At 70.7% G+C, this 13,599-nt stretch carries 13 protein-coding genes; 9 read left to right on the forward strand and 4 right to left on the reverse strand.

All coding sequences use genetic code 11. The annotated features are described in order from the left end of the window. The 4 genes from dnaA to ABVN73_RS00020 all read left to right on the forward strand — a co-directional run bounded on the left by dnaA (position 1) and on the right by ABVN73_RS00020 (position 5,166). A complete protein-coding gene (dnaA, locus tag ABVN73_RS00005; RefSeq protein WP_353858376.1) occupies positions 1-1,527 on the forward strand; it encodes a chromosomal replication initiator protein DnaA in 1,527 nt (508 codons plus the stop codon). 133 nt (positions 1,528-1,660) lie between these two features. Then, positions 1,661-2,620, forward strand: coding sequence for a diguanylate cyclase (locus tag ABVN73_RS00010; RefSeq protein WP_353858377.1), 960 nt, complete (start codon positions 1,661-1,663; stop codon positions 2,618-2,620). A gap of 193 nt (positions 2,621-2,813) precedes the next feature. Beyond that, positions 2,814-3,998: an extracellular solute-binding protein gene (locus ABVN73_RS00015; RefSeq protein WP_353858378.1), complete on the forward strand. Its 1,185-nt coding sequence runs from the start codon at positions 2,814-2,816 to the stop codon at positions 3,996-3,998. 106 nt (positions 3,999-4,104) lie between these two features. Continuing rightward, positions 4,105-5,166, forward strand: coding sequence for an ABC transporter ATP-binding protein (locus tag ABVN73_RS00020; RefSeq protein ID WP_353858379.1), 1,062 nt, complete (start codon positions 4,105-4,107; stop codon positions 5,164-5,166). Between the two features lie 6 nt (positions 5,167-5,172). On the opposite strand, the gene ABVN73_RS00025 is transcribed toward ABVN73_RS00020, so the two are convergent. From ABVN73_RS00025 to ABVN73_RS00035, 3 genes are all read right to left on the reverse strand, one after another. Then, a complete protein-coding gene (locus ABVN73_RS00025; protein ID WP_353858380.1) occupies positions 5,173-6,792 on the reverse strand; it encodes a CopD family protein in 1,620 nt (539 codons plus the stop codon). Positions 6,793-6,807: 15 nt separating this feature from the next. After that, complete coding sequence (locus ABVN73_RS00030) at positions 6,808-7,335, reverse strand: DUF1775 domain-containing protein (RefSeq protein ID WP_353858381.1); 528 nt, start codon at positions 7,333-7,335, stop codon at positions 6,808-6,810. A gap of 342 nt (positions 7,336-7,677) precedes the next feature. Then, entirely contained in the window at positions 7,678-8,076 is a 399-nt protein-coding gene (locus ABVN73_RS00035) for a DUF2946 family protein (protein ID WP_353858382.1), read from the reverse strand. Between the two features lie 170 nt (positions 8,077-8,246). On the opposite strand from ABVN73_RS00035, the gene ABVN73_RS00040 reads away from it, so the two are divergent. Continuing rightward, on the forward strand, positions 8,247-9,131 hold the full coding sequence (locus ABVN73_RS00040; RefSeq protein WP_353858383.1) for an ABC transporter permease: 885 nt from the start codon (positions 8,247-8,249) through the stop codon (positions 9,129-9,131). 10 nt (positions 9,132-9,141) lie between these two features. Beyond that, positions 9,142-9,951, forward strand: coding sequence for an ABC transporter permease (locus ABVN73_RS00045; RefSeq protein WP_353858384.1), 810 nt, complete (start codon positions 9,142-9,144; stop codon positions 9,949-9,951). A 12-nt stretch (positions 9,952-9,963) separates the two neighbouring features. Here the strand turns inward: ABVN73_RS00045 and ABVN73_RS00050 are convergent, their stop codons facing one another. Further along, positions 9,964-10,206 carry a hypothetical protein gene (locus tag ABVN73_RS00050; protein ID WP_035670021.1) on the reverse strand — a complete coding sequence of 81 codons (243 nt, stop codon included), beginning with the start codon at positions 10,204-10,206 and terminating at the stop codon, positions 9,964-9,966. 163 nt (positions 10,207-10,369) lie between these two features. Between ABVN73_RS00050 and ABVN73_RS00055 the strand changes: the two genes are divergently transcribed. The 3 genes from ABVN73_RS00055 (at position 10,370) to ABVN73_RS00065 (ending at position 13,546) form a co-directional block, all read left to right on the forward strand. After that, the gene (locus ABVN73_RS00055) at positions 10,370-10,786 is read left to right on the forward strand and encodes a thioesterase family protein (RefSeq protein WP_353858385.1); all 417 of its coding nucleotides are present in this window, start codon (positions 10,370-10,372) and stop codon (positions 10,784-10,786) included. A 7-nt stretch (positions 10,787-10,793) separates the two neighbouring features. Then, a complete protein-coding gene (locus ABVN73_RS00060; protein WP_353858386.1) occupies positions 10,794-12,197 on the forward strand; it encodes a multicopper oxidase family protein in 1,404 nt (467 codons plus the stop codon). Positions 12,198-12,280: 83 nt separating this feature from the next. After that, positions 12,281-13,546, forward strand: a complete 1,266-nt coding sequence (locus ABVN73_RS00065) for a class I SAM-dependent RNA methyltransferase (RefSeq protein ID WP_353858387.1) — start codon at positions 12,281-12,283, stop codon at positions 13,544-13,546. Positions 13,547-13,599: the final 53 nt, after the last annotated feature.

Below are 13,599 nucleotides of genomic sequence, written 5' to 3' on the forward strand. Positions count from 1 at the left end.
ATGTCGGTCGGCGCGTCGTTGGATCAGCAGTGGGCCCGCATCCGGGGTCGCCTCAAGGACGAGGTGGGCGAGATCGCCTTCCGCAGCTGGCTGCAGCCGCTTTCCTTCGCCGGAATCCGCGGCGGGGAGGTGCGCATCGTCGTGCCCACCCGCTTCATGCGCGACTGGGTGCTGACCCATTACGCCGACCGCATCCGCAACCTGTGGGCCGGCGAGAATCCGGACGTCCTGTCGATCGACGTCGTGGTGGCCTCCGCCAACGCCCCGTCCATGCTGACGGCCGACGAGGACGCGGGCGAGGCGCCGCGCGACTCCGATCCGGCCGACGGCGCCGGCGGCGGCCCGGTTCCCCCGGCGCCCGCCCCGCGGGCCGCTGCGCTCAGCCAATCCGCGTCCTATGGGGCCACCTCCTACATCGGGTCCTCCTATTCGGCGGGGCCGCCCTCCTTCGCGTCGGACGAGTCGCCCACGGCGGTCGCCTCGGTGCTGGAGGACCGGACCGACATCTCCGCGCCGCTGGACCCCCGCTTCACCTTCGAGAATTTCGTGGTGGGCAAGCCGAACGAGCTGGCCCACGCCGCCGCCCGGCGCGTCGCCGACGCCACCTCGGTCACCTTCAACCCGCTGTTCCTCTATGGCGGCGTCGGGCTGGGCAAGACCCACCTGATGCACGCCATCGCCTGGCAGATCCGGCGGAACGATCCGAACCGCAAGGTGATCTACCTGTCGGCGGAAAAGTTCATGTACCAGTTCATCCGGGCGCTGCGCTTCAAGGACACCATGGCCTTCAAGCAGCAGTTCCGCTCGGTGGACGTGCTGATGATCGACGACGTGCAGTTCATCAGCGGCAAGGACAGCACCCAGGAGGAGTTCTTCCACACCTTCAACGCGCTGGTGGACCAGAACCGCCAGGTCATCATCTCGGCCGACAAGAGCCCGTCCGACCTCGAAGGCATGGAGGAGCGGCTGCGCTCCCGCCTCGGCTGGGGGCTCGTCGCCGACATCCACCCGACCACCTACGAGCTGCGGCTGGGCATCCTGCAGGCCAAGGCGGACGCGCTGAACGCGGCCATCCCGCTGAAGGTGCTGGAGTTCCTCGCCCACAAGATCACGTCCAACGTGCGCGAGCTGGAAGGGGCGCTGAACCGCATCGTCGCGCACGCCGAGCTGGTCGGCCGGGCCATCTCGCTGGAATCGACGCAGGAGGTGCTGCACGACCTGCTGCGCGCCAACGACCGCCGCGTCACCATCGACGAGATCCAGAAGCGGGTGGCGGAGCATTTCAACATCCGCGTCGCCGACATGCATTCGGCCCGCCGCGCCCGCGCCGTGGCCCGCCCGCGGCAGGTCGCCATGTACCTCGCCAAGCAGCTCACCGCCCGCTCCCTGCCGGAGATCGGACGCAAGTTCGGCGGGCGCGACCACACCACCGTGATGCACGCGGTGAAGAAGGTGGAGGAGCTGCGCACCACCGACCCCGCCTTCGCCGAGGACGTGGAGCTTCTCCGCCGCATGCTGGAGAGCTGAGCCAGTCCGGCTGCCGGGTCCAGAGGACGGGCCCGGAAGACGGCGGGCGGCGGCGAATGCCCCTGCAAAAATGATGGTATTTTATACAAAACCCTTGTAAACACCCCGCGGGTGCCTGCAAGGGGTGGCTGCCATGAATTCCGGCTCAACCGCGGAGACGAACGTCCTCGTCGCCGACGATTCCTCCGTTGTCCGGAACATCCTGAAAAACCATCTTGAGGCGTACGGCTACCGGGTTCTGCTGGCCCGCGACGGGCGCGAGGCGCTGGACCTCTACCATCTCCACGACATCCATATCCTGATCACCGATCTGGAGATGCCGCGGATGGACGGGCTGGAACTGTGCTGGCTGATCCGGGCGGAGGACGACCAGCACCGGACCTTCTCCATCCTGATGACCGCCAACGACGACATCCAGCGCCGGATCGAGGCGTTCGACGCCGGCGCCGACGAGTTCCTGACCAAGCCCATCGACATGCCCATGCTGCGCGCCCGTGTGCGCGCCGGCGAACGCATCACCCGCACCCATCGGGTGATGTCGGAGATGCTGAACACCGATTATCTGACCGGCGTCCTGAACCGCCGCCGCTTCATGGAGCGGCTGGAGCAGCAGCACCGGCTGCTTCAAGGCGGAAACGGAACGGACAAGGCCGTGCCCTTCGCCGTCGCGCTGTTCGACATCGACCATTTCAAGCGCGTCAACGACACCTACGGCCACTCCAACGGCGACCTCGCGCTGACTCTGTTCGCCCAGACCTGCGCGGCCCGCGTGCCGCCCGGCGGCTTCCTCGGCCGCATGGGCGGGGAGGAGTTCTGCATGGTCCTGCCGGCCCCGCAGGTCGAGACGGCCATCGCCAAGGTGGAGGAGATCCGCGTGGCGACGGAGGCGCTGACCGCCCGGACCGCCGAGGGCGCGCTGTTCGCCTTCACCGTCAGCGTCGGCATCTGCCCGGCGGACGGGACGGAGACGGTGGCCGACCTGATCAAGCGGGCCGACGAGTCGCTCTACTTCGCGAAGAACAGCGGGCGCAACCGCACCGTGGTCTGCGGCATCGACGGTGTGGTGGTGAAGGCCCGGTTCTACGTGATGTAGCGTCCGGACGGCCCGGGGGCGTTACAGGCCGATGAAGTTTGCGCCCACGCCCGCTTGAGCCATGGACGGCGCCCGGATATCGCGGCACAGTTGCCGCTGCGGCGGAGTCCGGCCGGACCGGTCCCGCGACCGGCCCCGCGATCGGCGTGGCCGGATGATTTCGGGCCAATAAGAAAAGGGGAGAGCAGGTGCCATGACCAAGGTTCCGGAAACCACCAGCCTGGAACAGCGCTCAAGCGCCGAGACGCAGCGCGCCGCCAAGGGCTTCACCCGCCGCCTGCTGCTCCAGGGTGCGGCCGCCGTGGCGGGCGTCGCCTCGGTCGGCCCCTTCGTCCTGCGCGAGGGCCGGGCCGCGTCGGGCAGCGTCAAGATCTTCTCCTGGGCCGGCTACATCAGCCCGGACATGCTGGCCGACTTCGAGAAGAAGACCGGCATCAAGGCCAGCCTGACCGAATACGGCACCAACGACGAGCTGCTGAACCAGCTCAAGGCCACCGGCGGCGCCGGCTTCGACATCATCCATCCCACGGTGGACCGCGTGCCGAACTATGTGGAGTTCGAGCTGGTCCAGCCGCTGGACGAATCGAAGGTCAAGTGGGACGGCTGCCTGAAGTCGGCGGTCGAGGGCTCCGCCGCCATGGGCGGCGTGGTCGGCGGCAAGCGTTTCTTCGCCCCCGCCGACTGGGGGACGGAGGCCATCGCCTACGATCAGGCCAAGGCGCCTCTGACCTACGGCACCGCCAGCTACGGCGACCTGTGGAAGCCGGAGCACGCCGGCAAGGTGACGGTGCGCGGCCATTCCGGCCTGATCGGCATCGGCCTGTGGCTGGAAGGCCAGGGCAAGCTGCCCCACCCGATCCGCGAGCAGTTCAAGGACGAGGCGAAGGCGCGCGCCAACTTCGACGCGATCCTTCAGGTCGCCGCCGCCCACAAGAAGGCCATCGGCCAGTTCTGGTCGAACGAGAACGAGGCCCAGGGCGCCTTCCGCACCAACGGCTGCGTCATCGGCCAGACCTGGGATTCCTCCGCCGTCGCCCTGCGCAAGGAGGGGCTGCCGGTCCGCTTCCTGGCGCCCAAGGAAGGCGCGCTGGCCTGGATGGAGGGCTTCGCGATCCCGGCCAAGGCGGTGAACCTGGAGCAGGCCTACGCCTGGATCAACTGGTTCTACACGCCGGAGGCGGGCGCCCTCTACACCAACCATTCCGGCATCTCCAGCACGGCGGTCGGGGCGGAGGCGCATCTGTCCGACCTGAACAAGCAGTTCTTCGCCGACGCCTATCCGGGCGACGCGCTGCAGAAGCTGTGGTGGTGGCCGATCCAGGAGGCCTGGTACGTCTCCATCCGCAACGAGTACCAGGACCGCTTCCTGGCCGCGTGATAAATACCCTCTCTTGCCCCCTAGTGTCCCCTCTCCCCTCTGGGGAGAGGGTTAGGGTGAGGGGGGTGCGCCTGCTGGCGCATTCCCGTTTTCCATTCAGGTGCCTATGAGTCAGGACGTCCAGCTCGAGTCCGTCACCATGCGGTTCGGTTCCGTCACCGCCGTCCGCGACGTGTCGCTGACGGTCGGGGCGGGGGAATTCTTCAGTTTCCTCGGCCCGTCGGGCTGCGGGAAGACCACCATCCTGCGCATGGTCTCCGGCTTCATGGAGCCGACGGAGGGCGCCATCCGCATCGGCGGCCGGGACATGCGCGGCATCGGCCCGAACAAGCGCCCGACCGCGCTGATCTTCCAGAACCTCGCCCTGTTCCCGCTGATGACGGTGGCGGAGAACATCGGCTTCGGGCTGGAGGTGCGCGGCGTGCCCTCGGCGGAGCGCCAGGGGCGGGTGCGCAAGCTGCTCGACCTCGTGGCCCTGCCGGACGCCGCGGAGAAGAAGGTGACGGAGCTGTCGGGCGGCCAGCGCCAGCGCATCGCCATCGCCCGCGCGCTGGCCGTGGAGCCCGCCGTCCTGCTGCTGGACGAGCCGCTGTCGGCGCTCGACCTCAAGCTGCGCCAGCACATGCGCGCGGAGCTGCGCGACCTGCAGAAGCGGACCGGCGTGACCTTCATCTACATCACCCACGACCAGGGCGAGGCGCTGACCATGTCCGACCGGATCGGCGTGATGTCCAGGGGCGTTCTGGAGCAGGTGGGCGACGGCCGGGCCATCTACGACCATCCGGAAACCGCCTTCGTCGCCTCCTTCGTGGGGGAGAACAACCGCTTCGCCGGCACCGTCGCCGAGTCGGCGGGGGGCATGGCCGTTCTGGACACGCCCCGCGGCCGTCTGGTCGGGCGCAACCCGCGCCGCCTGTCGCCCGGCGACCGCGCCACCCTGTTCGTCCGGCCGGAGCGCATGGCGGCGGGGGCGGGAGCGGAGAACGCGCTGGAGGCGCGGGTCACCCACCGGGATTTCGAGGGCGCCTTCATCAACGCCTTCCTGGAGGGCGGCATCACCGTCCAGGTTCCGCATCTCGGCGACGAGCCGCCGCTGACCCCCGGCGAGCCCGCCCGCATCGCCTTCCGGGCGGAGGACGCCGTGGTGCTGCCGGACGCGCCGGCGTAACGCCGCTCAGCGATCCACCGGGACAACCGCGCGGAAGGGCACCTTCTCGAAGTCGCTGACCAGCGCGTCCAGCCGCACCGCCCAGGACCCGGCCACCGGCAGCGTCACCCCGTCGGCCGCGTAGACGCCGGGCGCCACCTTGGGCAGGGGGCGGGTGATGCCCTCGATCCCGGCGGCGGGCAGGGCCAGCTCCGCCGACACCTCCAACACGTCGAGCGGCGCGCCGTCCGGCCCCGTCAGGCGCATCTCGACGCGGTTCGCTCCCGGTGTGGCCGGGGTCACCGTCACGATGGCCGTGCGGCCGCGCGCCACGACCGCGGTGCTGAAGCCCGCCGGCTTCTCGGCGAAGACCGGCGGGGCCTGGGTGCGCGGCGGCGGGGTGGTGCCCAGCCCGGCGGTGAACAGGATGACCAGCCCCGCCACCACCATCTCCGTGTGGACGCTGGCGCGCAGCCGGGCCGCGGCCTGTCCGCCCATGACCTCCAGCCGCGGCGTCAGCCGCCACCGGTTGACGGCGGCCAGCGCCAGCAGGGCCAGCGCGCAGACGATCTTGCCGGTCCAGATCTGGCCGTAGGCGGTGGTCAGGATGGCGCGCGGATCGGCGAGCTGCAGCGCGCTCAGCCCCGCCCCGGCCAGCAGCAGGAGGGCCACCGCCGGAACCGCGACGGCCGAGAAGCGGCGGACCAGCCGCAGCGACTCCGCCGGCGGCTCCGTCCGCAGCAGCACGGCCAGCGGCCAGAAGCTGCCGATCCAGAAGGCCACCGCCAGTCCGTGCAAGGCGACCAGCGGCACGCTGAGCCAGCGCGGCTCCGCCGTCGCGGCGTGGCCGGTGGCGGCCAGCGCCAGCGCCGCCCCGACCGCTCCGCCCACCAGCAGGACGCGGCCCGCTGTTCCCCGCTCCTCCAGCGCCAGCCCCAGAGCGGCGGCGATCAGGCTGAGCAGGGCCAGGACGGCGCTCGGCCCCGCCGTGCTGGTCATGCCGGCGACCCAGGGCGGGGCGCTGGCCAGGGCGGACAGCGGCGCCCCTTCCAGAACCGCGCCGGCCAGCCCGGCGTTCAACACCGCCACCAGGGCGGCGCCGCCGACGCCCAGGCACAGGCCGGGGCGCAGGCGGCGGTTCAGCGGACTCCACCGTCCCGCCACCAGCACCAGGAACAGCCCGCCCCCCACCGCCGCGAGCAGGCTTCCGTAATGCAGCGCCCGGACCGCCGCCGCGGCCAGCAGCGTGGCCGGCGGCGTCGCGCCGCCCAGCTCCGCCGGTCGTTCCGGCTCCGCACCGATCCCGAACAGGAGCGACCCCGCGACCGGATGGCCGTCCGCCGAGCTGACGCGGTAGCTGAGGACATGGGTTCCCACCGCCAGCCCGCCGGGCAGGGCGACGCGCAGCGCCCCGTCCCCGGCGGCGGAAGCGGCGGGCAGGGGAAGCTCGACCCCGCCGGGGCCGATCAGCTTCACCGACACCGGCCGCACCGGTTCGTTGAAGCGCAGCATGGCCTCGGCGGGCGGGCTGTCGAGCCGCGCCCCGTCCTCCGGGGCGCTCTCGACCAGCACGGCATGCGCCAGGGCCGGCACGGACAGGGACAGCAGCATCAGGGCGGCGATCCACCCCACGACCAGCCGGCGCATGCGTTTCCCCTTCTCTTACGGCTTGGCGGTCAGGGTGACGCCGGGGGCCGGCTCCTTGTAATCGTGGTCGGTCTTGCCCGGCTCCGGGATCTCGATCCAGCGGTGCACGCCGGTCTCGCACTCCTGCACCACGGGGAAATAGACCACGGTGCCGGGGGCGGCGTCGGGCAGGCGGGCGCGGAAGACGAACTCGTCGTAATGGGCGTCGGGCAGCGAACCGCCGGTCCAGGCGATCTCGGTGACGCCCTTGCTCAGCGATTCGCCGTAGTAATCATAGGCCTTGGCGTATTGGCCTTCCTTGGTCGTCAGGGTCCAGCCGGGCTTGGGCATCGGCTTGACCGCGATGACCCCCTCCGGGATCTGCACGCGCAGGGCGACGGTGGGGGAGGCGCCGCAGCCATGGCCGACGCGCAGCACGCCCTTGTAGGTGCTGGCGGCCGGGGCCTGCTTGGTCTCCAGCGTGGTGTGGGCGAGGGCGGCGGCAACGGGCAGGCAGGTCAGGACAGCAGCAGCCAACAGGGCGCCGCGGGTGTTGCGGATCATGGGTGATCTCCGGTGTGAGCACAGGCGCCGGATTTGGCCGTAGGGCCTGGTTCCGACCGACGGCGTCTCCGTTTCCGCAGCGGCCCCACCCCAGCCCTCCCGCTCTCGGCGGACCGTAGGTCCGCCTGCCGCGTCAGCGCAAACCTTCGGTTTGCGCGAGAGCTTCGCGGGAGAGGGTGCCTTGCGCGAAGCGGGGGCAGTCCCCTCCACCTCGAAGAGGGGGAAGGTTGGGGAGTGGGCACCGTCAGCGACGACGGGAAGAGAAACGGTCGCGTGTCGGAAAAGGCCGTTCAGCCGCAGGTCCGCGCCTGTGAATGCGTGTGTGTCTGCGAGGGAACTCGGTCAGACACCCACCGGAGGCGCCCGGGCGGAGAAGGCGCGCGGGGCGCGCCCGGCGCCGGCCTCGTCGTCCGCCGGCAACGGAACGGCGGCCAGAACGATCCCGGCCGGGGGCAGCGGCGCCGGCGCCATGGCCGGACCCAGCAGTGAGCCGCCGCCCAGCGACAGGCAGATCGGGCAATAGGTGACGTGGCCCGGCGTGCCGTCGGGAACGCGGCCATGGTCGGTGTGCGGCGCGGCGGAGGCGTCGGGTGCTGCGCCGGAATGGCAGATCGAGCCGGCCATGGTGAAGGGCACCGACTCCGCCAGCATCTTGGCCAGCGGCGCCGGGACGTGGGTGGCCATGACCAGGGCGTGGAAGACCAGCACCAGCGCGGCGACCCACGCTGTTGCCTCTCTCATCACGCCGGATGTCCGCCATGCACGCATGACCCCACTATGGGCACAGTCCGGGGACCGAAAAAAGACAATAAAATTGTGGTTATTGGACGGGGCATGGCCCCGCTTGCGCTCCGGCCCGGGGTCGTGAGAGTCTTTCGATCCTGGTATATCGGCGGGTTGGGGGAGTGGTCATGGGCGGCGTGCTGCGCCGGTACGGTCCGGTTCTGACCGCGGCGATCCTGCTGGCGGTGGCCGCGTGGCTTCTGTTGCTGGTCGTGCTGCCGCAATTGCTGATGGTGGATTTCTCCTTCCGACCGTCGCTGCCGCCCAGCAAGGCCGGCGGGCCGGAGGACGTTTACACGCTGCGCAATTACGCGACGCTGTGGACCAACCAGATCCATCTGGCGATCTTCCTGAAGACGATCTGGGCGAGCAGCCTCGTCACCGCCGTCACGCTGGCCGTCTGCTACCCCGTCGCCTTCTACATGGCGCAGGTGGCGCCGCGGCGGCGTCTGCCGCTGCTCGTGTTGATGCTCGTCGTTCCCTTCTGGATCAACGAGCTGCTGCGCACCTTCGCCTGGTACATCATCCTGGCCTTCAACGGGCCGTTGAACGCGCTTCTGGTCGGGCTCGGCATTTTCTCGGAGCCGCAGCGGCTGCTCGGCGGCGACGCCGGGGTGATCATCGGGATGGTCTACGTCTACATCCTCTTCATGGTGTTCCCGATCATGAACGCCATGGAATCGCTGGACCGCAACCAGATCGAGGCGGCGCGCGACCTGGGGGCCGGCTGGCTGCGCATCCACCGCCGCATCGTCATCCCCCACGCCAAGCCGGGAATCGCGGTCGGCTGCATCATGACCTTCATGCTGGCGGCGGGCAGCTACGCCGTGCCGGCCCTGCTGGGCGGACCGCAGAGCCGCTGGTTCACCGAGGTCATCTACAACTGGTTCTTCGAGGGCGGGAACTGGAACCAGGGGGCGGCCTACGCCTTCATCCTGCTGATCCTGTGCATCGCCTTCATCCTGCTGATGATGCGGCTGTTCCGCGTCGGCCTCACGGATATTGCGAAATGATGGGGCCGAAATGACCGCCGCAACCTTCCGCCGCTGGGTCACCGGGGCCTATCTGGTCCTGTTCTTCGGCTATCTGTTCCTGCCGCTGGGGATCATGGCGGCGGCGACCTTCAACAGCAGCCGCTTCCCGACCATCACCCCCTGGATGGGCTTCACGCTGCAATGGTTCGGCGCCCTGTGGGCGGACCAGCGCATGTGGCAGGCGCTGGGCACCAGCCTGCTGGTCGGGGCGGGGGTGATCGCGGTGGCGGTGCCGCTGGGTTTGGCGGCGGCGCTGCTGCTCGACCGGCTGCACAGCCGGGCGCGGACCTTCCTCTACGCCGTGATGGTGTCGCCGCTGCTGACGCCGGGGGTGATCGTCGGCATCTCGACGCTGGTCTTCTGGCGGGAGTGGTTCGGGGTGACCGGCGGCCTGTTCCTGACCATCCTGGCCCAGTCCAGCTTCATCGCGGCCTACGCGATGCTGCTGTTCCTGGCGCGGCTGCAACGGTTCGATGCGACGCTGGAGGAGGCGGCGCTGGATCTGGGCGCCACCCACGGGCAGGTGTTCCGGCGGATCACGCTGCCCTATCTGACGCCGGCCATCCTGTCGGCGTCCTTCCTGGCCTTCCTGCAGAGCTTCGAGAACTACAACACGACGCTGTTCGTCCGCGGGCTGGACACCACGCTGACGGTCTACATCGCCTCGAAGGTGCGCACGGGCCTGACGCCCGCGGTCAACGCGCTGTCGCTGATCCTGATCGCGCTGACCATCCTGGGCGCCGTCGTCTACGAAATCCTGCGCCGGCGCGAAGCGCGCCGGCAGCCGGACCCCGCGTGACGGCGGCAGACCTTATTCTTCGCTTTCGTCCGCATCCGCTTCGATCTGGGCGGCCAGATCGCGCAGCATGTCGATGACGTCCTCGTGGCTGGTCTCGTCCACGGCGGTGTTCACGGCGGCCTCGATCATGGCGACGGCGATGTAGGGGCCGAGGACCCCGCCTTCCTTGATCGCCGCCTCGAGATGCTTCTCGGCGACCGACAGGGCCTTCTCAAAGAGGGCCTCGGCCGTCTGGTTGGTGCTGTCCTTGCTCATCTTGCGGTCCGTTGCGGGTGTTATGGTGCGACTCCTATAACACCGCCCCGCCCGGCTTGGCGCGGCAAATCGGGACGGTGCGGGGAATGACCGTCATGCCCGGGCTTGCCCCGGCCGGCCGCACCGGCCACATTCGGCCCGAACCACCATCCGACAGGCGACCATGACCGATCCGACCCGCCCCGACCTCTACCGTTTCTGGATCGCGGAGCATGTGCGCTTCGCCGACCTCGACGCGCTCGGCCACGTCAACAACAACGCCATCGGCGTGTACTTCGAGCAGCTGCGCGTGTCGCTGGTCCATGAGTGCGGCGGCTTCCGCGGCGAGTCCCCCTGGACCGTGGTGCTGGCGCGCAGCGTCATCGACTACAAGGCGGAACTTCTGTTCCCGGCGAACATCCGCGTCGGCGCGCGGGTCGCGAAGGTCGGCAACACCTCCGTCGTCCTGGGGGCGGCGATCTTCGACGGCGACCGCTGCATCGCCGTGCAGGAGGCCGTCTGCGTCATCGTCGACAAGGACAGCCACCGCCCAACCCCGGTGCCGGCCGACCTGCGCGACGCCCTGGCCCGCTACGTGTGAGGACGCCGTGCCGCCGCTTCTCCCGCTGACCCGCCGCACTCTGTTGACCGGCTCCGCCCTGCTGGCCGGTGCCGGCCTGCTGCCGCGCGCGGCCCGTGCGTCGGCGGGGGAGGGAAAAGCGGTCCGCCTGTCCGCCGGCCCGGCCCGCGTCAATCTGGCGGGGGCGGGCTTTCCCGACACGGCGGTCTGGGCCTATGACGGGCGGATTCCGGGGCCGGAACTGCGCTTCCGCCAGGGCGACACGGCGCGGATCGCCTTCGCCAACGCGCTGCCGGAGCCGACGACCATTCACTGGCACGGCCTGCGCGTCCCCAACGCCATGGACGGGGTGCCCGGCCTGTCGCAGCCGCCGGTGCCGGCGGGCGGCCGCTTCGACTACGAGTTCCCGCTGAAGGACGCCGGCACCTTCTGGTACCACCCCCACGTCAACAGCGGGGTGCAGGTGGCCCACGGCCTGACCGGCGCCTTCATCGTGGAGGAGCGCGAGCCGATCCGCGTCGACCGCGACCTGCTCTGGCTGCTCGGCGACTGGCGGCTGACCAGGGAGGCAGAGCTGGCCGGCGGCTTCGGCCATCCCATGGACGCCACCCACGCCGGGCGCATCGGCAACACCGTCACCATCAACGGCGCGGTGCGGGACAGCGTGCCGGTCCGCGCCGGGGAGCGCGTCCGCCTGCGCCTGATCAACGCGGCGAACGCCCGCGTCTTCGCGCTCGACTTCCAGGGGCACGCGCCGCGGGTGATCGCGCTCGACGGCCAGCCGGTGACTCCGCACGCCCCGCCGGATGGCAAGGTGGTGCTGGCGCCCGGCCAGCGCGCCGACCTCGTGATCGACATGGACGGCAGGCCGGGCGAGGGGTTCGACGTGGTCGACGGTTTCTACCCGCGCATGGCCTACCGGCTGACCCGGCTGACCTACAGCGCCGAGGCCCCCCTGCGCGACTCGCCGCTGGACGCCCCGGTCGCGCTGGCCGCCAACCCGCTGCCCGAACCCGACCTTGCCGGCGCCGTCCGCCAGGACGTGGTGCTGGACGGCGGGATGCACGGCGCCATGCCGCAGAATGCCGGTCCGCGCGGCCCCTTCTGGGCGCTGAACGGCGTGGCTGCGATGGGTCATCACCACCTGGAGCCGCTCATCACCGTCAAACGCGGTCAAACGCAGGTGACGGCCTTCGTCAACGAGACCGGCTGGTGGCACCCCATGCACCTGCACGGCTTTCCCTTCCGCGTCCTCTCGCGCAACGGCCGGCCGGCCGAACACCGCGAGTGGCGCGACACCGTCCTGCTCGGCCCCCGTGAGACGGCCGAGATCGCCTTCGTGGCCGAAGAGGCCGGCGACTGGATGCTCCACTGCCATGTTCTGGAGCATCAGGAGACCGGCATGATGGCCGTCCTGAGAGTGACCGCGTGAAACGACCCGCCCCCAAACACCGCCCGTCCCCCCGCAGCGGCGAACCCCGCACCGCCCCCCGTGTTGCCCCCAGGATCGCCGACGTGACCGTCACCGAGGTCGGCGCCCGCGGCGACGGCATCGCCGTCTTCGACGGCGCCAAGCTCTTCGTGCCGCTTACTGTTCCCGGCGACCGCGTGCGGGTGGCCGTGAAGGAGGCCGCCAATGCCAAAGGGGAGGGGCTGCGCGCCGACCTGCTGGAGATCCTGGAGCCCGGCCCCGGACGCGCCGCGCCGCCCTGTTCCCATTTCGGAACCTGCGGCGGCTGCACGCTCCAGCATATGGAGGACGCCGCCTACGCCGCCTGGAAAGTCGGGCTGGTGCAAGGGGCGCTGGCCCGCGTCGGGCTGGGCGACACGCCCCTGGAGCCGTTGTCGCGGACGCCGCCGGGAGCGCGCCGCCGCGCCCGCTTCGCCGCGCTGAAGCGGGGGCGCCGCGTCTGGCTCGGCTTCAACGAGCGGATGAGCCACCGGCTGACCGACCTGACGGAGTGTCCGGTGCTGCGGTCCGGCCTGTTCGCCCTGGTGGAGCCGCTGCGCGGGCTGCTGCTGTCGGTTCTGCCGGACGGCGGCGGCTGCGACGTGATCGCCACCGATCTGGAGGGCGGGATCGACCTCGTGCTGGTCGGCCCGCGCAGCCTGGACCGCGCGGCGCGGGAGCGGTTGGTGAGCTTTGGAGAGGAATTCGGAGTCGCCCGCATCTCCTGGCAGGCCGACGAGCGGCAGCCGGATGGCCGTGGCGCGCCGGAGCCCATCGCCCACCGCCGCCCGGTCGCGGTGTCCTTCGCCGGCCTGCCGGTGACTCCGCCGCCCGGCGCCTTCCTCCAGGCGAGCGCCGAGGGGGAGGCCGCCCTGGTCGCCGCCGTCCTCGCCAACATCGGGGAGCCGAAGCGGGTGGCCGACCTGTTCGCCGGGCTGGGCACCTTCGCGGTCCCGCTGGCCCAGCGGGCGGCGGTCCATGCGGTGGAGGGGGACGCCCCGGCGCTGGCCGCGCTGAACAAGGCGGCGGGCGCCCTGCGCCTGACCACGGAGCGGCGCGACCTGTTCGAGAACCCTTTGACGGTGAAGGATCTGGCGCGGTTCGACGCGGTGGTCTTCGACCCGCCGCGCGCCGGCGCCGCTGCCCAGGCGCAGGCGCTGGCCGGGTCGAAGGTGCCGCGGGTGGTGGCGGTGTCCTGCAACCCCGCGACCTTCGCCCGCGACGCCCGGACGCTGGTGGACGGCGGGTACGTGTTGAGCCGCGTTTACCCCGTGGACCAGTTCCTGTGGTCCGCCCACGTCGAGGTCGTCGGGGTGTTCAGCCGCCCGTAGCGGCCGCGAGGAGAACGGGGAACCACGAGGGCACGACGATCATCGCCATCGTC

Origin of the sequence: Azospirillum formosense (assembly GCF_040500525.1) — a bacterium.
Classification (GTDB): domain Bacteria; phylum Pseudomonadota; class Alphaproteobacteria; order Azospirillales; family Azospirillaceae; genus Azospirillum; species Azospirillum formosense_A.